The sequence below is a fragment of the Frondihabitans sp. PAMC 28766 genome (assembly GCF_001577365.1).
GTDB lineage: Bacteria > Actinomycetota > Actinomycetes > Actinomycetales > Microbacteriaceae > Frondihabitans.
In genome coordinates, this window is the sequence record NZ_CP014513.1 from 762,838 (window position 1) to 781,985 (window position 19,148).

Annotated in this window: 21 protein-coding genes; 17 read left to right on the forward strand and 4 right to left on the reverse strand. The window is 66.9% G+C overall.

Annotated elements, in window-relative coordinates:
• Nucleotides 1-44 precede the first annotated feature (44 nt).
• From AX769_RS03735 to AX769_RS03745, 3 genes are all read left to right on the forward strand, one after another.
• Entirely contained in the window at nucleotides 45-1,547 is a 1,503-nt protein-coding gene (locus AX769_RS03735; protein WP_066276115.1) for an MFS transporter, read from the forward strand.
• 163 nt (nucleotides 1,548-1,710) lie between these two features.
• The gene (locus AX769_RS03740) at nucleotides 1,711-2,304 is read left to right on the forward strand and encodes a TetR/AcrR family transcriptional regulator (RefSeq protein ID WP_066276116.1); all 594 of its coding nucleotides are present in this window, start codon (nucleotides 1,711-1,713) and stop codon (nucleotides 2,302-2,304) included.
• Nucleotides 2,305-2,404: 100 nt separating this feature from the next.
• Nucleotides 2,405-3,304: an SDR family NAD(P)-dependent oxidoreductase gene (locus AX769_RS03745; protein ID WP_066276121.1), complete on the forward strand. Its 900-nt coding sequence runs from the start codon at nucleotides 2,405-2,407 to the stop codon at nucleotides 3,302-3,304.
• A 70-nt stretch (nucleotides 3,305-3,374) separates the two neighbouring features.
• Here AX769_RS03745 and AX769_RS03750 read toward each other — a convergent pair whose 3' ends face one another.
• Nucleotides 3,375-4,307, reverse strand: coding sequence for an alpha/beta hydrolase (locus AX769_RS03750; protein ID WP_066276123.1), 933 nt, complete (start codon nucleotides 4,305-4,307; stop codon nucleotides 3,375-3,377).
• A gap of 176 nt (nucleotides 4,308-4,483) precedes the next feature.
• Here AX769_RS03750 and AX769_RS03755 point away from each other — a divergent pair, with 176 nt between their 5' ends.
• Nucleotides 4,484-5,284, forward strand: a complete 801-nt coding sequence (locus AX769_RS03755) for an SGNH/GDSL hydrolase family protein (RefSeq protein ID WP_066276126.1) — start codon at nucleotides 4,484-4,486, stop codon at nucleotides 5,282-5,284.
• 4 nt (nucleotides 5,285-5,288) lie between these two features.
• On the opposite strand, the gene AX769_RS03760 is transcribed toward AX769_RS03755, so the two are convergent.
• Both AX769_RS03760 and AX769_RS03765 read right to left on the reverse strand, forming a co-directional pair.
• A complete protein-coding gene (locus tag AX769_RS03760; protein WP_162269005.1) occupies nucleotides 5,289-6,065 on the reverse strand; it encodes a LysR substrate-binding domain-containing protein in 777 nt (258 codons plus the stop codon).
• The gene (locus AX769_RS03765) at nucleotides 6,008-6,199 is read right to left on the reverse strand and encodes a LysR family transcriptional regulator (RefSeq protein ID WP_066276129.1); all 192 of its coding nucleotides are present in this window, start codon (nucleotides 6,197-6,199) and stop codon (nucleotides 6,008-6,010) included. The genes AX769_RS03760 and AX769_RS03765 overlap by 58 nt, the downstream gene beginning before the upstream one ends.
• A gap of 62 nt (nucleotides 6,200-6,261) precedes the next feature.
• Between AX769_RS03765 and mdcA the strand changes: the two genes are divergently transcribed.
• The 8 genes from mdcA (at nucleotide 6,262) to AX769_RS03805 (ending at nucleotide 12,334) form a co-directional block, all read left to right on the forward strand.
• A complete protein-coding gene (mdcA, locus tag AX769_RS03770) occupies nucleotides 6,262-7,905 on the forward strand; it encodes a malonate decarboxylase subunit alpha (RefSeq protein ID WP_239451932.1) in 1,644 nt (547 codons plus the stop codon).
• A 4-nt stretch (nucleotides 7,906-7,909) separates the two neighbouring features.
• Nucleotides 7,910-8,749, forward strand: coding sequence for a triphosphoribosyl-dephospho-CoA synthase (locus tag AX769_RS03775; protein ID WP_066276133.1), 840 nt, complete (start codon nucleotides 7,910-7,912; stop codon nucleotides 8,747-8,749).
• Nucleotides 8,736-9,047, forward strand: coding sequence for a malonate decarboxylase subunit delta (locus AX769_RS03780; protein ID WP_066276139.1), 312 nt, complete (start codon nucleotides 8,736-8,738; stop codon nucleotides 9,045-9,047). Before AX769_RS03775 ends, AX769_RS03780 begins: the two co-directional genes overlap by 14 nt.
• Before the next feature lie 2 nt (nucleotides 9,048-9,049).
• The gene (locus tag AX769_RS24610; RefSeq protein WP_204249313.1) at nucleotides 9,050-9,628 is read left to right on the forward strand and encodes a hypothetical protein; all 579 of its coding nucleotides are present in this window, start codon (nucleotides 9,050-9,052) and stop codon (nucleotides 9,626-9,628) included.
• Between the two features lie 116 nt (nucleotides 9,629-9,744).
• A complete protein-coding gene (gene mdcE, locus AX769_RS24615; protein WP_204249314.1) occupies nucleotides 9,745-10,704 on the forward strand; it encodes a biotin-independent malonate decarboxylase subunit gamma in 960 nt (319 codons plus the stop codon).
• Nucleotides 10,705-10,779: 75 nt separating this feature from the next.
• Nucleotides 10,780-11,196 (forward strand): phosphoribosyl-dephospho-CoA transferase MdcG domain-containing protein, encoded by a 417-nt coding sequence (locus AX769_RS25920; protein ID WP_157887430.1) that lies wholly within the window; start codon nucleotides 10,780-10,782, stop codon nucleotides 11,194-11,196.
• Nucleotides 11,169-11,411, forward strand: coding sequence for a phosphoribosyl-dephospho-CoA transferase MdcG domain-containing protein (locus AX769_RS25925; protein ID WP_066276147.1), 243 nt, complete (start codon nucleotides 11,169-11,171; stop codon nucleotides 11,409-11,411). The genes AX769_RS25920 and AX769_RS25925 overlap by 28 nt, the downstream gene beginning before the upstream one ends.
• The gene (locus tag AX769_RS03805) at nucleotides 11,408-12,334 is read left to right on the forward strand and encodes an ACP S-malonyltransferase (RefSeq protein ID WP_066276149.1); all 927 of its coding nucleotides are present in this window, start codon (nucleotides 11,408-11,410) and stop codon (nucleotides 12,332-12,334) included. The genes AX769_RS25925 and AX769_RS03805 overlap by 4 nt, the downstream gene beginning before the upstream one ends.
• Before the next feature lie 7 nt (nucleotides 12,335-12,341).
• On the opposite strand, the gene AX769_RS03810 is transcribed toward AX769_RS03805, so the two are convergent.
• A complete protein-coding gene (locus AX769_RS03810) occupies nucleotides 12,342-12,941 on the reverse strand; it encodes a TetR/AcrR family transcriptional regulator (RefSeq protein ID WP_066276152.1) in 600 nt (199 codons plus the stop codon).
• A gap of 80 nt (nucleotides 12,942-13,021) precedes the next feature.
• On the opposite strand from AX769_RS03810, the gene AX769_RS03815 reads away from it, so the two are divergent.
• The 5 genes from AX769_RS03815 (at nucleotide 13,022) to AX769_RS03835 (ending at nucleotide 19,144) form a co-directional block, all read left to right on the forward strand.
• Complete coding sequence (locus AX769_RS03815; RefSeq protein ID WP_066276154.1) at nucleotides 13,022-13,861, forward strand: SDR family oxidoreductase; 840 nt, start codon at nucleotides 13,022-13,024, stop codon at nucleotides 13,859-13,861.
• Nucleotides 13,862-14,579: 718 nt separating this feature from the next.
• Nucleotides 14,580-15,779: a sensor histidine kinase gene (locus tag AX769_RS03820; RefSeq protein ID WP_066276159.1), complete on the forward strand. Its 1,200-nt coding sequence runs from the start codon at nucleotides 14,580-14,582 to the stop codon at nucleotides 15,777-15,779.
• A 212-nt stretch (nucleotides 15,780-15,991) separates the two neighbouring features.
• Nucleotides 15,992-16,870, forward strand: a complete 879-nt coding sequence (locus AX769_RS03825; protein ID WP_157887431.1) for an FUSC family protein — start codon at nucleotides 15,992-15,994, stop codon at nucleotides 16,868-16,870.
• Between the two features lie 32 nt (nucleotides 16,871-16,902).
• Nucleotides 16,903-17,835 carry an alpha/beta fold hydrolase gene (locus AX769_RS03830; protein WP_082763470.1) on the forward strand — a complete coding sequence of 311 codons (933 nt, stop codon included), beginning with the start codon at nucleotides 16,903-16,905 and terminating at the stop codon, nucleotides 17,833-17,835.
• A 253-nt stretch (nucleotides 17,836-18,088) separates the two neighbouring features.
• Nucleotides 18,089-19,144 (forward strand): cupin domain-containing protein, encoded by a 1,056-nt coding sequence (locus AX769_RS03835; protein WP_066276163.1) that lies wholly within the window; start codon nucleotides 18,089-18,091, stop codon nucleotides 19,142-19,144.
• Nucleotides 19,145-19,148 lie beyond the last annotated feature (4 nt).

Below are 19,148 nucleotides of genomic sequence, written 5' to 3' on the forward strand. Positions count from 1 at the left end.
GAGTTTGCAAGTCAGCACTCGTTTACATCGACCGGAGACGACACATGTCGCACACACTGCAGGAGCCCGCGACCGGCTCCGTTCCCGTGGCTGTAGGCCACAAGCCGAACACGACGCTCCTCGTCGTCTACCTGGCACTCGGCGGTCTCGCCTACGCCGTGCTGCAGTCGCTGGTGGCCCCGGCCCTGTCGACCATCGGCAAAGACCTCAATGCGACCACGTCGAGCGTCAGCTGGCTCATCACGGCCTACCTGCTCTCGGCCTCCGTGTTGACGCCGATCTTCGGCAAGCTCGGCGACATGATGGGCAAGCGCAGAATCCTCATCGTCGTCATGAGCCTCCTGCTCGTCGGAACGGTCGTCGCCGGGCTCGCCCCGAACCTCAGCGTGCTGATCGTGGCCCGCATCTTCCAGGGCGCCGCAGGTGCGGTCCTCCCCTTGTCGATCGGCATCGTCCGCGACGAACTGCCCAAGGAGCGCGTCAGCGTCACCATCGGAATCCTCTCCGGCATCTTCGGCATCGGCGCCGGCGTCGGCATCGTGGCAGCCGGGCCAATCGTCCAGCACCTCAACTACCACTGGCTCTTCTGGTTCCCACTCGTGCTGATCGTCATCGCCCTCATCGGCATCGTCTTCGGCATGAAGGAGTCGCCGGTCCGTACCCCGGGCAAGCTCGACCTCGCCGGCACCGGCATCCTCACCGTCTCTCTCGTCTCGCTCTTGCTCGCAATCAGCGAGGGCGAGACCTGGGGCTGGGGCGACGTCAAGACCATCGGCCTGCTCGCCCTCGGCGCCGTCGCCATGGTCGTGTTCGTCTTCGTCGAACTGCGCGTCAAGAGCCCGCTGATCGACGTCCGACTCTTCAAGATCCGCGGCGTCTGGACGGCCCACGTCGTGGCCCTCGTCTTCGGTTTCGCGATGTACGGCACCTTCGTCCTCGTCCCGACACTGCTTCAGCTGCCGGCCTTCACCGGTTACGGCTTCGGCAAGACCGCCACCGTCTCGGGACTGTTCCTCCTGCCGACCGTGCTCATGATGGTCGTGGTCTCCCCGGTCTCGGGAAGCATCGTCCGGAAGGCCGGGCCGAAACCGGCACTCGTCATCGGCGCGATCCTGCTGACGGCCGCCTTCGTGCTGCCCGCGATCTCGCACGCTCACACCTGGCAGGTGCTGGTCTCGGGCATCCTGACCGGTGCCGGCATCGGCTTCGGCCTCGCCGCCGCCTCCAACGCCATCATCGAAAGCGTCCCGATGACGCAGACCGGTGAGGCCATCAGCGCCAACACCATCGCCCGGACCATCGGCTCCAGCGTCGGCACGGCCGTCATCGCCGCCCTCATCTCCTCGCACACGAAGCTGTTCACCCTGCCCACCGGGAAGATCGCGCTGCCCTCCGATGACACCTTCATGATCGGCTTCTGGGCCTGCGCCGGCGTCGCAGCCCTCGCGATCGTCATCGCCCTCGCCGCCCCATCGCTGAAGAGCCGCCTTGCCGCGGCCAAGAGACTCGGCGTCGAAGACACCGACTCCATCGTCGTCGTCAAGTAAGCTGCACCGCTACCGACCAAGAAGGACCGTTTCCCGCCAGGGATCGGTCCTTCTTTGGTGTGGGTGTTTGCGGCATTAGTGACGAGGCCAGCCCAGGTCGATGTAACCCAGTCCTGAGTGGTGCGATTTGCGCAAGACCTTCTCGACCGTGAGGATTTGACCCATGGCAGGAGACCGTCCGGGGCGAAAGCGGAGTGAAGTGTCTCGCGCGGCGATCCTCGAGGCCACCCGCGACGAGCTCACTGCTGAAGGGTACGACCGGCTCTCCATCGACCGGATCGCGACAGCAGCCGGCGTCGGAAAGCAGACGATCTACCGCTGGTATCCGTCCAAGAGCGAACTCGTGGCGGACTGCATCCTGGCCGGCTACATCGTGCGTCCCGTCATCATGACGCCCGACACGGGTGATGTTCGTCGCGACATCGCCACCTGGATCCGGTCATTCGCGAAGGAGAGCAGGACGCCGTCGGCAGCATCGCTGACGCGAGCGATCACAGCCGCGGCCGCCGAGGACAACGCTGTTGCGGCGCATTTTCAGGACCAGGTCACAATCACACAGGAGACCCTCGTCACGCGGCTCCGCGCAGGTGTCGATGCCGGCCAACTCCACAAGGACACCGGGGTGTCCACCGTTGCGGAGACGGTCGTCGGAGCTCTGCTCTACCGGATACTGACCCGGCAAGAACTTGACGATGTTTTCGTCGACGAGCTCGTGGAATTGATCTTCAGCGGAATCGTCAACCGCGAAGAGCGGTGAACTGACAGCTGTATTCGAGACTATTTGTCTCGTTTTGTGCGAGACTCGTTCTGTGGAACGGGGTCGACGGTCGTCGATCTCCTGATCAAAGGACAGGTACATGACAAGTCGTCTCGCGGGTCGCACCGCACTCGTCACAGGCAGCGGAAACGGAATCGGCCGGGAGGTCGCCCTGCGGCTGGCGTCGGAAGGGGCGAACGTCGTCGTCAACGACCTCGGCACCAGCGCCTTCGGCGAGGGCGTGAGCTCGGAAGCGGCCGACACGACCGTGGCCGACATCATCGCGGCCGGTGGCACGGCCGTCGCCAACTACGACTCCGTCGCCGACGCCGCGGGTTGTGAGAAAGCGGTCGATACGGCCGTGCAGAACTTCGGAGCCTGCGACATCGTCGTCGCCAACGCGGGTGCGCTGGTCAAGGGAGCCCTGGCAGGCGTCCAGGCTGACGACGCCTCCTGGGAACTGATGGTGAACCTCTATCTCGGCCAGAAGTTCTGGCTAACCCGGGCGGCCCTTCCTGCCATGCTCGAGCGCGGATGGGGTCGCTTGCTGTTCGCCACCTCCGAAATCGCCCGCGGCACGCAGGCGAGCCCTCTCGGGGCCGTTGTCATGAACGGCAGCATCGGACTGTCGCACGATCTGGCGAACACCCACCGTGGCTCCGGCGTCACGTTCAACTCCTACGCCCCCTCTGCCGGCACCCGCACCTTCGACCTCTACAAGGACGACATGGAGGAGGCCCTCCGCGCGCAGGGTGTTCCGGAAGACGAGATGGGCGGGTTCTACCTCCCGCCTGCCGACCTCATTGCACCGATCCTCGCCTGGCTGTGCTCCGACGCAGCCGCCGACGTCACGGGCGAGGTTTTCGGTGTCTCCGGTTCGCAGGTGACCCGCTGGAAGGAACCCGTCGATGGCGCGTCCATCATGAAGGACGACGACCTGCGCGCGCTCTGGACGCTTGACGAGCTCGACACCGCCGTCCCGTCTGGCCTCTTCCAGTAGCCGAGAGGCGTGACAGAGAAGGAGGTCAGCGATCACGTCGCTGACCTCCTTCTCGTTGTCGACCGGCGCCTCAGCGGCGGCTGTGCTGCTCCAGGAAGAGCTGCAGCTCGGCATCCAGTTCGTAATCCTCAGGAGCACCCGCGAAGCCACCGTGGGGCATCGCCTCGCCGACATGCAGGACGGCTTCGACTCCGGCATTCCGGAGCTTCCGGTGCATACGGACGGTGTTCGACAGGAAGAGGTCGCGCGTTCCAGTCTTGAGGAACGTCGGAGGGAAGTGGCTCACGTCGCCGAAGAGCGGCGACAGGTAGGGCTCGTCGAGTGCGTGTCCTGCCGCGTACAACTCGTTGACCTCCTTGAGGGAACCGAGGATGTTGTCGAAATGAGCGTTGGTGTGGAACGAGTCGCCCGATTCCGTCAGATCGACCTCCGGCGTATTGAGCACCAACGCCGCCGGCATCGGCAGCCCCTCGTCGTGCGCGCGGAGCATGAGTGCTGCGGCGATGTTGCCGCCGGCAGACCCGCCACCGACGAATACGTCGGCGGGATCGTGGTCTTCGAGCGCGTGGCGGTAGACCGTCATGGCGTCGTCGAGGCCAGCCGGGTAGGGGTGCAGCGGAGGCATCCGGTAGTCGACGCCCCAGGTGGTCAGGCCACCCGACAGGGCGGCCATCCCGGTCATGGTCCGGGCGACTTGGCCGCCGCCGGTGATGAGGCCACCGCCGTGGAAGTCGATGTAGATGCGGCGATCGTCGTCGGCGACGCCCGGGCCGCGGACGACGAAGACGGGCACGCCGTCGACGGTGACGTCGTCCGTTGTCACGGGGAGTTCGACGCTCAGGAACTGCTGAACGACGGCTTTGTCGGTCTGCTCGATCATCGAGAGCCACGCGTCGGTGTCCTCGGTGGGCGGATAGGTCTGCGTCTGCTTGGGGATCTGGAGCCACTGCTGCGCCTGGGCGCTGACGGATGTCGGAACGTGGGCGGTCGTGTCATCGGTCATTGTCTGACATCCTCGTCATTCTCACTGGAGCGAGACGATGCGTCTCGTCTGATCACGATACCCCTGCAGCTCTCGATCACATGCATTTCTTCGCCACCCCTCAGACCCGTGACTGAGTGATTCACTTTCGCATGACAGTTTCAGCAGGAACCAGAGTCCGGTGGCACCATGGCGTCGTGTCCACCTCAGAGAACGGCCCCGTCAAAGTCATCGCGGCCCTCGGAAGCTCCTTCGCCGCCGGCCCCGGTATCGAACCCGTGGCCGACGCAGCCGCCATGCGCTCCGCCAGGAACTACGCGCACCAGCTCGCCGACCGACTTTCAGCCGAGCTCGTCGACCTCACCGTCTCGGGGGCGACGACGGCGAACGTCATCGACACTCCTCAGCAGAGCCCGACCGGTTCCTCCTACCCGCCGCAGGTCGACGGACTACCGGCGAATGCCGACGCCATCACGGTGACCGCCGGGGGCAACGACCTCCAGTTCGCCGGCGCCATGCTCTACGTCGCGTGGCGACGCCTGGAGCCGGAGTCGCCGATGGTCCCGATGCTCGGGGCGATGTTCGAAGGCGGCATTCCCGCGCCGACCGACGAGGCCGTCGAGGCGGCGACCGCCGGACTCGTCCGGGTCGTCGAGAAGGCCCGCGAAAAGGCGCCCAACGCTCGGATCCTGCTCGTCGACTACCTGACCGTCCTCGATGCGGACTCCCTCGACCACACGCCGTTCGACCAGGACGAGCTCGAGCAGTTCCTGGTCATCCAGACGGCGATCGGCACGGTCTTCCGCGATGCGGCGGCACGGACCGGTGCCGATCTCATCCTCGCCTCCGCGCTCAGCGAGGGTCACGCGCTCGGATCGGCCGAGCCCTGGGTCCAGTCGTTCCACCAGGACATGGCGGCGACTGCAGGGTCGTTCCACCCCAACGAGGCGGGCATGACGGCCATCGCAACCGAACTGGAGCGCACGCTCACCGCCTGATCGATCAGCCGGTCACGTCCGCCCAGCCCGGATACCTCTTGGTCAGGTCTCGCGTGAAGTCGATGAGCGCCCGAGCCGCCGACGACGCGTGTTCACCGTCCCAGGTCAGCCCGAAGCTCCGGTGCGCGTCTGGATCGGTCAGCGGCACGCTGACCGTCCGCGGGCTCAGGGCTCCGTCGGCGGGCAGGATCGCGACTCCTAGCCCGGCCGCGACATAGCCGCGGACCGTGGTCAGATCGTCGGCTTCCAGAACGACCCGGGGTGAGAAGCCCGCCGCGGCGCAGAGGGCGTCGGCGCGCTGACGCGCGTCGAAGCGCCGATCGAGCACGAGAAACGGCTCGCCGCTGACGTCGGACACGTCGACGGCCCCCACCTCGGCCAGTGCGTGCCCCCGAGGCACCACCAGGACGAACGCTTGCCGGCCGACCGGCAGCCACCCGAAGCGCTCGGGGGCCTTCGGCGCCGTGATCGCGACGTCGACGCGGCCCTCGTCCAGGGCGTCGAGAAGCTCGACGCCCGATCCTTCTCGATGCGTGATCAGCACGCCCGGGCTCTTGTCGAGGAACGAGGCGATCAACTCGCCGGCCACGGTCGGGCCGAGCGAACGCAGGAACCCGACGGCGAGGGAATTCGCCGTCCGGGTGCCGCGAATGCGTTGGAGAGCCCGGTCCATGCGCTCGACGGACTCCGCAGCGGCAGCCGCGAGGATCCGGCCCTCCTCCGTCAGCTCGATGCTCCGGCCGCGCCGCGCGACGATCGCGACCCGAGGTCGTCCTCCCACGAACGCAGGGACCGGCTCAGGGTCGGCTGACTGGTACCGGTTCGTTCCGCAGCGCGGGTGATGTTCGCGTCGAGGGCGAGCGCGGCGAGCTGCGCCAGCGTCGGGGCGAGCGAGGCGGCCGAAGATTCATGCATGCATGAATGAAACACGGGTCGCCCGGTGGACGCAAGGGCGGCCGAGGCGGAGAGTGGCTGTCGTGGCAGACACCGAAACTCGCTGGACGACCCATCGTCGCGAGAAGAAGCGACGCCTCGACGCGCTCGGCCTGTCGGAAGCCACCAAGATCGTCGACGCCGACCGCATCGACACCGTTCTCTCCACGCTGATCCAGCCCCGCGACCGCGTCTCGCTGGAGGGAGACAACCAGAAGCAGGCCGACTTCCTGGCGCAGTCCCTGGCGGAGGTCGACCCGGCGCTGCTCCACGACCTGCACCTGCTCATCTCGTCCGTGAGCCTGTCCGCGCACCTCGACGTCTTCGAGCGCGGGATCGCCTCGCGGCTCGACCTCGCGTTCGCGGGCCCCCAGAGCCTCCGCCTCGCGCAGCTCGTCGAAGATCGGGTCGTCACGATCGGCGCGATTCACACCTACGTCGAGCTGTACGCCCGGATGTTCGTCGACCTGCCGCCGAATGTCGCGCTGCTCTGCGCCGAGGCAGCGGACGAGCACGGCAATCTCTACACCGGTCCGAACACGGAAGACACCCCGACGATCGCCGAGGCGACGGCGTTCCACGACGGCATCGTCATCGTCCAGGTCAACCGGATCGTCGAGACCCTGCCGCGCGTCGACATCCCCGGCGACTGGGTCGACGCCGTCATCGTGAGCCCCCGCCCGTACAAACTCGAGCCCCTGTTCACCCGCGATCCTGCGAAGATCGGCCGCGTCGAGATCCTGAAGGCCATGCTCGCGATCCGCGGAGTCTACGAGCGCCACGAGGTCGTCTCGCTCAACCACGGCATCGGCTTCGACACGGCCGCCATCGAGCTGATCCTGCCCACCTACGGAGAAGAGCTTGGGCTGCGGGGGCGGATCGCGAAGAACTGGGTGCTCAACCCGCACCCGACGCTGATTCCCGCTATCGAGAGCGGCTGGGTCGAGTCGGTCCACTGCTTCGGCGGTGAACCAGGCATGGAACGCTACGTCGCCGCGAGACCCGACGTGTTCTTCACCGGCCGCGACGGCAGCCTCCGCTCGAACCGGGTTCTCGCCCAGCTCGCCGGGCAGTACGCCATCGACATGTTCATCGGCTCCTCGCTCCAGATCGACGGCGACGGGAACTCATCGACGGTCACCGCCGGCCGACTCGCTGGCTTCGGGGGCGCGCCGAACATGGGCCACGACCCGCACGGCCGCCGTCACGGCACCGCCGCCTGGCTCGACCTCGCCTCGGGCGAAGGGGCCAGCCGCCGCGGCAAGAAGCTCGTCGTCCAGCTCGTCGAGACGTTCAAGGCCGGGGGCACCCCGACCTTCGTCGACCGACTCGACGCCATCGACGTCGGTGCCCAGGCCGGAATGGCCCTTCCTCCGATCATGGTCTACGGCGACGACGTCAGCCACATCGTCACCGAAGAGGGAGTCGCGTATCTCTATAAGGCCGACAGCCTCGACGAACGCCGCGCGGCAATCGCGGCGGTGGCAGGTGCGACGCCGATCGGACTCCGACACGACACCGAGGTGACCGAGCGGCTGCGCCGAGACGGCGTCGTCGCGTTCCCGGAAGACCTGGGCGTCGACGTGCGTCGCGCCGACCGCACGCTGCTGGCGGCCAAGAGCATCGGCGACCTCGAGGCGTGGTCGGGCGGCCTCTACGACCCGCCGGCGCGCTTCCGGAACTTCTGACGTCGTGACACTCGCTCCAGACACCATCGCCGCGCTGGCCGTCAGCGCCCTCCGCGAGGAGGCGCTGCTCACCCCCAAGCCGGGCCTCGTCGACCGCAACGGGCAGGGCAGCCACTGCGACATGACCCTGGCCATGCTCCTCGACTCCGCCGACTCCCTCTTCGACACCTTCCTCGACCTCGCGCGGGCGGGCGGCGAAGAGCCGGTGGGTCAAAGTCTCCGCGACAGGGTGGGCGTGCTCGGACGCGCAGGCGAGGCGGCGATGCTGCGAGCCACCGGCGGGGTCAACACCCACCGCGGGGCACTCTGGACCGTCGGGCTGCTGGCGACCGCCGCCGGCGCGGCACACGCGGAAGCCGACATCTTCAGGATCGCGGGGGCGCTGGCCGTCATCCCCGACTCCGCCGCCGCACCGTCGTCGTCCTCCCATGGGCAGGCCGCCGTCCGGACCTACGGCGTCTCCGGAGCCGTCGGCGAGGCGGCCGCGGGATTCCCCCACATCCGCCTGCATGCCCTCCCCGCCGTCCGATCGAGCTTGGCCTGGGGTGAGAGCGTGGAGCGCGCGCAGCTCGGAGCGCTCTTGGCACTCGTGGCGACCCTCGACGACACCTGCGTCCTTCACCGCGGCGGCGCGGCTGGTCTCAGCTGGATGCAGGCGTCAGCCCGCGCGGTCCAGCGGGCCAGACGCTTCGACAGCGCTCTCAGCCGGTTCGTCGGCCGCGCCGAGCGTCGACGTCTCTCCCCCGGAGGAAGCGCCGATCTGCTGTCGGGTGCGATCTTCGTTGAAAGCCTCTCCCTCCCCACGACCGTCCCTTTCGAGGAGCACGCCCATGCAGACGTTTGAATTCGAATTCCCGGGCGACCGGCCGGCAACCCAGCGCGCCCACGTCGGCGTCGTCGCCTCGGCCGACCTCGAGGTCTTGGTCGTTCCGTCCGACGGCGACTCGGCGTCGGTGCGGATCCGCACCAGCGTCGACGGGTTCGACGACGTCTGGCGGAACGTCCTGGAGCGTTTCTTCACGCGCTACGGCCTGACCGGCTCCATCGAGATCAACGATTTCGGGGCGACACCGGGCGTGGTGTCCATCCGCCTCCTCCAGGCACTCGACCAGTCCACCGACGACCAGACCCCGGAGATCTGAGCATGACAACGGAAACCGACGTCGAGCCCCTGGTGCCCGAGAGCGCGTACGTCTGTCGAGACAGCTTCATCGAGCGCGATGCCCGGTCACGGGCGTTCGCGCTTGTCGATGAGGGATCAGGCCGGGAGCTCCTGGATCCGTTCGACCACCTCGAGTCGCCCTGGCTCGAGCAGCAGGGCGTCGTCCCCGAGGCGGACGACGGGACGTCGTCGTCGTCAAGGGCACCGTGGCCGGCAAGGCCACCGTGGTCATCGGCATCGAGCAGGGCTTCCAGGGCGGCGGCATCGGCGAGGTGTCCGGGGCGAAGATCGCCGCAGCCCTCGGGCTGGCAGCCCGAGACAGCCGTGCCGGCAAGCGACCGCGCGGCCGTCCTGCTCTTGGAGACCGGAGGCGTTCGACTCCAAGAGGCGAACCTTGGCCTGGCGGCGGTCGCTGAAGCCTGCTCCGGCGTGCTCGAGCTCCGCGCCCTTCAACCCGTCATCGCCGTCATCGCCGGTGGTCTCGGCAGCTTCGGCGGGATGAGCATCGTCGCAGGACTCTGCTCGGCCGTCATCATGACCCGCGAAGCACGGTTGGGCTGAACGGGCCCGAGGTCATCGAGTCTGAAGGAGGCATCTCCGAGTTCGACTCCGCGGACCACGCCCTCGTCTGGTCGATCGACGGCGGTGTCCAGCGCCACGCGCTCGGGCAGGCCGATGTGCTCGTCAAGGACGACACCGACGAGATCGTCGAGGCGGTTCGCGGGGCGATGTCCGGTGAGGCTCCCACAGCACCCGCCTCCCGTGACCTCGCCCGACTCCGGGCACACCTGACCTCTCTCGATCCCAGCTCGCCGCCGACGCCGGCCGAGCTTCCGGCGCTGTTCGCGACGCCCGTCGCCCCGGCGAGCACGGAGGAGAGTCCCCGATCGCCCGAGTCCGCCTCTGCAGTCGAATCGACCGGCCGAGGCTCTGCCTGGACGACTGCCCTGGCCGACACAGCCCCGACTGCGGTCGAGTCGACCGTCATCGACGCGACGATCGGGATGCACGGGGTTTCGGCGATCCTGCTGGCTGTCGTCCCCGACGCCGCCAGCCCCTACCGCCGTGCCCGACACGGAGAGGTCGGGCTCCTGGAAGGCCTGGCCCTCGCGGAACGGGTCACCGCCATCGTGACCGAGGATGCCGACCTGGAGCCCGAGCGGAAGCGCCCCATCATCGCCGTCGTCGACCTCCCCAGCCAGGCCTACGGACGTCTCGAAGAGATGGTCGGGATCCATTTGCACCTCGCGGCAGCCGCGGACGCCTACGCCACGGCGCGCACGCACGGGCACCCGGTCGTCGCTCTCGTCGTGGGGACGGCTCTGTCCGGCGGATTCCTCGCCCACGGACTGCAGGCCGATCAGATCCTCGCGCTGAACGACCCGGACGTCGAGATCCACGCCATGCACAAGCCCGCAGCGGCCCGTATCACCAGGCGGACGGTCGCCGAACTCGACGAACTGGCAACCAGGATCCCGCCGCTGTCCTACGACGTCCGCGACTGGGCGACCCTTGGGCTCTGCACTGGCCTGCTGGAGGTCGCCGACGCCGACCACCCCACCGCCGACGACGTGGCGACCGTGAGCGAGCAGCTCCGGGCGGCGGTCTCTCGCGCCGCGCCGGCGACTCCGGTCTGAGCGGGCGCTGGTCGCCGAGACGTCGGGCGACAACCGCGCCGCCACCCGACGCGTCTGGGAGGCGATGACCGCGCAGTGGGAGTGACCGACGAGCGGATCCTCCGCGTCCACGACTTGGTCCGCTTCCGGGCCGACGACGACGCCCGAGTGCCGCCGTGGGTCACGCGCGACGGCGACACCGTCTGGGGCGTCGTCCGTCGGCCGCCCGCGACCGCTCCCGACGCGACCGCACTCGGTCTCCGGGGCGCGAACCGCTCGGAACGCGTGCCGCTCCAGGTCAAGCTCCGGGACGTCGTCGAGGTCGTGCCCCCGGAGGATCTCGCGGGCCGCACCCTCGGAAGCTCGGTCAATCCCGTGCTGGCGGAGGCCCTGTCGATCCTCGCGACCGCGAGCTCGGAGACGCTCGGGGGGCTCGCGTGGGGCCCGACGGGTTCGGCGGGTTTCGAACCACGCGGCTTCGGGCTGTGCGTGCGACGAGCGACCTCGACCTGATCCTGCGCGCCGACCGACGCCTGGCTCGCGAGGACGCACGCGTGATCCTGCGGTTCCTCCAGACGCTGCCCTGCCGGGCCGACTGCCTGCTCGAAACCGAGCGCGGCGCCGTCGCGCTGGCCGAGTGGGCCGACCCGGCCGGTGGGCCCGTGCTGCTCCGGACGCCGACCGGCCCGGTTCTCATCCGCGACCCGTGGCAGGATGACGCCCGATGATCGCCTTCCTCTACCCCGGCCAGGGCTCGCAGCACGCCGGCATGATCGCCGCCCTGCCGACCGACCGGGTGGTGACCGACACCCTCGACGAGATCGGCGCAGCGCTGGGGCAGGATCCCCGGGAACTCGACACGGCGGAAGCCCTTGCCGACACCGTCGCCGCTCAGCTGGCCCTCTTCACCGTCGGCGTCGCGTGCACGCGCTTTCTGGCCGAGCGCGACGTCAGGCCAGACACCGTCCTCGGGCACTCCATCGGCGCCTTCCCGGCAGCCGTCGAGGCAGGGGTCCTCACCCTCGACGAGGCCGTGGCGGCTGTGCGCATCCGAGCCCGAGGCATGCGCGACCTGTATCCCGGAGGCTTCGGACTGCTGGCGGTGCTCGGGAGTCCACTGGCCGAGGTGCGCCGACTCGTCGCCGCGGCGCGTGCTGGCGACGACCTGTTCGTCGCGATGGAGAACGCGGAGGATCAGGTCGTCCTCGCGGGAAGCGATGCCGCGTTCGAGCGCGTCGCATCGGCTGCACCCGGATTCGGTGTCCGTGAGCTGCGGCGCCTGGACGTCGCCGTCCCATCCCACTGCCTGCTCATGGCGCCGGTGGCGGAAGCCGTACGGCAGCAGCTCGGCTCGGCGTCCGCCCGGCGTCCGCAGGTTCGCTACCTGTCGGCCATGACGGCTCGATCGGCAGCCACGGCCGACGCGGTCGTCGACGATCTCGCCGGGGGAGTCGAGCGGATGGTCCGCTGGCGCGACGCCACCGACCTCCTCGCCGAACTCGGCACGACCGGTGTGATCCAGCTGGCCCCCGGGCACGCGACGGCCGATCTGTTTCGGGACGGCCATCCCGACATCCCGCTGGTCACACTCGACGACGCGTCGTTCGCGGACTCGCTCGTTCGGGCGCAACGACTTGCGTCGCGAGCGTAGGAGGCCGTCAGGAGCTTCGTCGATCTCCGCGAAGACCGTTGAGCAGGGTGTCGATGAGGCCGTCGGCCAGCTCCGGCCCCACGTCCAAGCGGCTGAGGATCCGGTACACGATGGTCCCGAAGAGCATCTCGATCACGGCGGTCGACGTGAGGGCGGAGTCGATCTCGCCGCCCGCCTCGGCGCGACGAAGGCGTTCGGCCATGGTCGCCTCCTGCGGCCCGGTGAGGCGTTCGTAGAGCACTGCAGCGAGATCCGGGTCATCTGCGGCAGCCGACACGAGGCCCCGAAGCAGGCTGGCGTTCGCCGGGTCGCCGAGATCCTGCAGGGCCCGCCGGAACCAGCCGAGCAGATCCTCCCGGAGGTCGCCGGTGTCCTCGGGCATGTCCTGCGACGGCAGGATCAGCCCCTCGAGCACGCACTCGGCGAGAATGGCGCTCTTCGAACTCCACCAGCGGTAGATCGTCTGCTTGCCGACATGGGCCCGAGCCGCGATGCCCTCGATGCTCATCTGCTCGTAGCCGACCTCCGACACGAGGTCGCGAGTCGCCGACAGGATCGCCGTGCGGGCCCGCTCGCTGCGTGGTCTGGTCGGACTCGGCTCACTCATGGGAGCCACGCTAGTCGAGGCGTATGCTCGTCTTAACGAGACGGACCGTCTCGTCTTATTTTCAGCACATTGGAGTCACCATGTCCAAGCACGTCGTCGTCATCATCGGAGCAGGCGGGATGGGCGAGCAGATCGCCCGCCGCCAGGGCGCCGGAAAGCACCTTTTCCTCGCGGACTTCAACGAAGAGATGCTGGCGAGCAAAGCCGCCGCCCTGCAACTCGACGGCTTCGAGGTGACCACGCAGAAGGTCGACGTCTCATCGCGCGACTCGGTCAAGGCCCTCGCCGAAGCCGCTGCCGCTGCCGGACCCGTGGTCGAGGTCATCGACACCGCCGGCCTCTCGCCGACACAGGCTCCAATCGGCGCGATCCTGAACGTGGACCTCCTGGGCGTCGCCATCGTCCTCGAGGAGTTCGCCGCCGTCATCGCCGACGGCGGAGCAGGAGTCGTCATCGCCAGCATGGCCGGCCAGACCTACCCCGGCCTGACTCCCGAGCAGGAGTTCGCCCTTGCCACCACCGGCACCGACGACCTGCTCGACCTCCCCTTCGTGAAGGAGGGCATCGCGGACCCCGGCGCCGCCTACGGCCTGTCGAAGCGGGCGAACCAGCTCCGTGTGAAGTACGCCAGCATCGCCTGGGGCCAGCGCGGCGGCCGTGTCAACTCCGTCAGTCCCGGCATCATCTCCACCCCGATGGGCCAGCAAGAGCTCGACGGGCCCTCCGGCGTCTACATGAAGGCGATGATCGAAGGCTCCGGCACAAAGCGGATCGGCACGCCCGCCGACATCGCCAACACCGTCTCGTTCCTGCTGGGCTCCGAGGCGTCATTCATCACCGGCATCGACGTCCTTGTCGACGGCGGCGTCATCGCGTCGGTCACGACGAACCCGCCGGCGTTCCTCACACAGGGCGCGTAGCTCAGGCGAAAAACGGAGACCGCTCGCCCTGTTGGGCGAGCGGTCCTTTGCTTACTTCACTGCGGGCCATTGAACTCACGACACGAAAGCTTGGAAACCGACACTTAGTTTTGGAAGCCATACCACTGGTCTGAGGTCGCTCTGCCAAATAAAGTGTCGCTCCGGGCAGCTGGCGACACTTTATGTGGGCCAGCGACACTTTGCGTGGGCCGTTCACAATGTCGAGCCAACTTTATTTAGTCCCAAAATCCCCGCTTTGGGGAAATGATCTTGTCCGATTGGAGGGGCTCAAAATACCTCGTCCTGGAGGAAATGAACATCGTGCGAGCCTCGCGACCGGCGCAAGTTACGCACTTATGCGCCATCGCCAGTAAGTTTTGTGCGCCCGTCTCGAGACTCTCCGCACGCGATTCCAAGGTTCGTGTTGCAGATACCGAAAGTTTGCGGCTGATCGCCTCAACCTGCGATGCCGCCACGAAAAGCGAAGGCCACGAGTTATCCAGGGTCTCTGGCGTCGACTTTCGCCATCGCGCGGTCGATGTGCGTAGTGACTGGGAGCCCTGCTAACAGGAATCAGCACCTCCCAGGCGGGCTGAGTTTTGTCTCCACCTAAATGGTCAGGCTCCACCTGGAGATACTCTCGCCAGCCGATGTTGTGGGGGCGCTCAACTCATACCTTGCAGAGGAGGCCGAAAGTCGGCCCGCAGGAGGAATCGAAATGTCAACGACGTTCCGCGTCGCCAGAGCCCGGGGCATTGGCCACCGAGGGGCCCAGCTGACGGTCACCGACATCGTCCGACCGATCGGCATGGTGTCATACGTAGCGATCATCGCGGGTTCCCTCGCGACTGTCCACGCCTCGAGCTTGGTCTGGATGTTCTTCACCCCGGTGGCCCTTTTGTCTCTAGGGAGCATCCTTCCGCTCCGACATGTCCCTGAAGGGGTCCGCCTGGCAGGATTCGTCGTGTGGGCGGTCCTCGCTGCCGTCCTTTTCTCGATCAACGGCGGGACGTACGCTGAGGGTTTCGTTTTCCTGGCCGCAGCCGGAGCCGGCCAACTACTCAGCTCGAGCCGAGACGCCGGAATCGTCGCAGCCACGGCAGCCGCCATGAATGCGGTCGGCATCATCGTGATCCACGGCGGTGAATACATCGGCTGGCCGTGGTGGCTGGGCCTCGGGGCGGGCGCAGGTATCTACGTCGGTATCGCCCGGCGGCTCTCCGTCGAGAAACGTTCCGACACGGCGGCTCTTGCGACCGAGAGAAAACGCGCCGAAGAGGCGGAGACGGCTCGGGCTGCCGTCCTAGAACGCAACGCTGTGGCGCTCGACATCAACGACACCTTGAGCGAGTCGCTGTCGTCGGTTTCGATCCAACTCGATCTCGTTGACGCCCTGCAGTCGACGGACGCCGCGAACTCGCGGGCTTCCAACGCCCTCCGCAACGCCCGCTCTCTGACTCGTGCGGGAGTTGTCGCGACCCGCCGGGCGGTGGACGCTCTCAAGACTCAATCGCTCCCCGCGCACACAAGCATCGAGTCGATCGCCCGCGCTCATCGAGCCGTTTTCGACGTCATTGGTGAACCGGCGGGACTGCCGGTGCCGACTGAGCAGGTTTTGCTTAGGGCTGTCGCCGAGAGCCTTTCCGATGCGGCCTTGTTCGCACCAGCCGCCTGGGTGCAAATCTCACTTGATCTGACCGATCCGTCATGGGCGGAGGTCGCAATCGTCAACGGCCCGTCGATCGAGGGCCACGACGCACGCGTCACCGGACTAGTCGACGGTCCCGCCGTCAACACGCTCGGCCTCCAAATGGTCCAAGAACGCGCCCGCCTCCTCGGGGGCTCCCTTGAGGCCGGCCCGACCCTGGACGATGCGGCCAATCCCGGGTGGGCCGTCCACGTCAGACTGCCTCGATGACAACCCATCCTTCGGCTGACGACGGTTCAACCCCAAAGGGTGGGCGTCCCCGTTTCCGGGCAACGGAGAACAACGTCCCTCTCGTCGTGACGGGCCTCGTTCTGCCCGGCTTCGTGCTCTCTGTGACGCCATGGGGCGGATTCGGGGAACTGCTCTTCGTCGGCACGATCCCGGCCCTGATAGGTCTGATGCACGGACGTCGGGCCGCCATCGTGGCGCCTGCGGCGACCACTGTTCTTGTCGCGATCCTTGTCGCGGCCGGATCGACACCGATCGTCGCAGGCGTCGTCATGGGTTTTGTCGGCCTCGGCGTCGGTGCCTCAAGCCTTCGCGGCTGGCATACCGTGGCGGTCGTAGTGACCTCATGGCCATCCGTGTTGCTCGTCTCACCGCCGACACCCGTGTTCGATCACGGCTGGCTCGATTCGTCGACCGCCGTCATCGTCCTGGCGGCAGCAGCCACCGCGATCGGTGGCGCGTGGACTCTCGCCGTCACGACGGCCTTCCTACCGAATCCTCCTCAAGGCGAATTCATCGCACAACCCCGGGCGACGGCCGTGACCTACGGGACAAGCCTTGCGGTTCTGCTCGGAGGCGCGGCCTTCGTGGCGACGATGTGGGCACAAGGCACGATGGCCGGGTGGATCCTTCTCACGGTGCTCGTGGTTGCTCGGCCTGGTTATGCGGAAACGCGCCACCGGGCCGTGTCCCGGTCGGTCGGCACCTTGGCGGGCGGAATCGGAGCAGGAATTGTCGGTCTCTTTGTGCCGATTTCCCTCGTCGTGACCCTGTTGGGCGTCGCATGTCTCGGTTTCGCCGTCATCCTGCAGTTGAAGAAGTCCAACTACGCCTTGTACTCCATCGCGCTCACTGGCGCGATCGTCCTCCTTAACTCATCTGGCGGCCGTCTGATCGACACGGACATCCAACGCGTCAGCTTCACGCTCGCTGGTGCCGTCCTGGCCGGAGTTCTCGTGGTCCTCCTTCAACTCCTTCTAACCCAGGTCGGTCGTCGGGTGGAGAAGAACACCTCCACCCAGCGTCGAGCCGGCATCCAGAAGTCCACCCGGAATACGTCAGACGGCTCATGACTGGCCTTCAGACGACTCATACCTTCGGTGTCATGAAGCAGATCTTGAACCCCTCGTCCACTAGCGGCTCCAAGCGACCCGCCATCTTCACGATCGTTGGAGCAAGCGTGGCGGCACTCGGCCTCGCTCTCGCCGGAACGGTCGTCGCCGCCGCCGGCAGTGCTACCGCGGCACCTGCCTCAGTTGCCGCGAAGACCCCTGGCGTCGTGAAGCAACTCGAAGCGGCCACCCCGAAAGGCAGCAGTAAACCGACGGTGGTGCTCGTCCATGGTGCGTGGGCAGACACCTCCAGCTGGGACGGAGAGGTCACCTATCTGCAGGACGCCGGCTACCCCGTGCGCGCCATCGCAAACCCGGTCGAGAACCTCACCACCGACTCGGAATACGTCAAGGACTTCCTCGACTCGATCAAGGGACCCATCGTCCTGGTGGGCCATTCGTACGGCGGTTCCGTCATCACGAACGCGGCCTACGGCGACAAAGAAGTCAAAGCGCTCGTCTACGTCGACGCGGCAGCGCCCGCTACCGGCGAGACGAACGGGTCGCTCAGTGGCTCTGACTCGATCCTCAGCAAAGACCCCGCCTCGACGCTCTTCACGTCCGTACCCGAGCCCGGAGCACCCGCCGGAGTGGACGATATCTACCTCAATGAGCCGATCTTCGTGAACTACTTCGGAGCGGACCTTCCCAAAGGCCAGGCGGAACAGCTCTGGGCCACTCAGCGCAGCGCCTCGACCGCAGCGTTCAACACCCCCTCCAAGTACGAGGCGTGGAAGACCATCCCGTCGTGGTTCTTCATCTCTACCGGTGACAAAATCATCACCCCCACCTCCGAAGAGGCCATGGCCAAGCGTGCGCACTCGACAGTCACCCTGTTTCACGGCGGGTCACACCTGACGCTCATTTCCCACCCCGCGGCCGTCACCGCAGTCATCGCCTCGGCAATCAAAGCCACCTCGCACTGATCGAGACCCATAGCCAACTCTCTTGGGCTCAACCCGCCTTCCGAGAGTCAACCTCCAGGGCGCCGGCAATCCTCCACGTCAGCGCTCTTCGACAGAGATAGCCGGAATCCGCTGCGAGAACCGAGACAGGCGCCCCGCGTTTTCGTCTCCTGCACAGCCGCAACCTCGACACGGCCGACCGACGCGTCACCCAATCGGCCTCCGAACACGCATGTCCTCACCGAATAACACTTCGAGAGAATCGAATAAAACCATGACCATCGCAACCGCTCAGAAGTCACGACACGTGGCTTCGCTTGTGAATGGCGAGAACGTTAACGACAACGAGCTCGGACGCATCACCACGGTGACCGCCGACAGCTTCCCTATCCTCCAGGGAATGTCGATCAAACGCCTCGTCCTTGAACCCGGCAGCTTCCGGGAACCGCACTGGCACACCAATGCCGACGAGATCGCCTATTGCCTAAGCGGGACCCTGCTCGTCACCATCCTCGACAACGCATCCGCATACTCCAGCTTCACCATCGCCGAAGGCCAGATGTTCCACGTCGACTCCGGGATGCTCCACCACATCGAGAACACCGGCAGCGACGTCGGCGAACTCGTCATCGCGTTCAACAACGCCGCCCCGGCTGAATTCTCGATGCACGCAGCCTTCGGAGCCATGACCGACGCCGTTCTGGGGAACGCCTACGGCCTGCCTGCCGCCGACTTCGAACCTCTGGTCCGTGACACGACATCGGAAAGAATTCTGCAGCGACCGGACAACGCACCCATCCCTGACACGGCAGGACACCCGAACCCCCACAAGTTCGACCTTGGAGCGCAAACTCCGCCCCTGGACTACCCATACGCCAGCGCCCAGGTGGCGCGAAACCAGTTCTGGCCAGCCCTGAAAAACCTGTCGATGTACTCCATCGAGGTCGAGGAGGACGGCATGCGTGAACCGCACTGGCACCCACAGACATCCGAACTCGGCTACGTCCATAAGGGCCGTGCGCGGATGACCATCCTCGATCCTGACGGGTCGACAGACACCTACCTCCTCGAACCGGGCGACGTGTACTTCGTTCCTCGCGCATACCCGCACCAGATCGAAGTGATCGGCGACGACGAAATCCACTTCCTCATCTTCTTCGATCAGCCTTACCCCGGCGACATCGGATACCGAGCCGCGGGCAGCGCCATTTCCCGTCCGATCCTCGCGTCGGTGTTCAACGTCGAGGAGGAAGTGCTGCCGCATCTGCCCTTCACCGCGGTCGACCCGCTGCTGGTCAGCAAGGTCAACTCCACCGACCCCGTCGCCTGAGTGT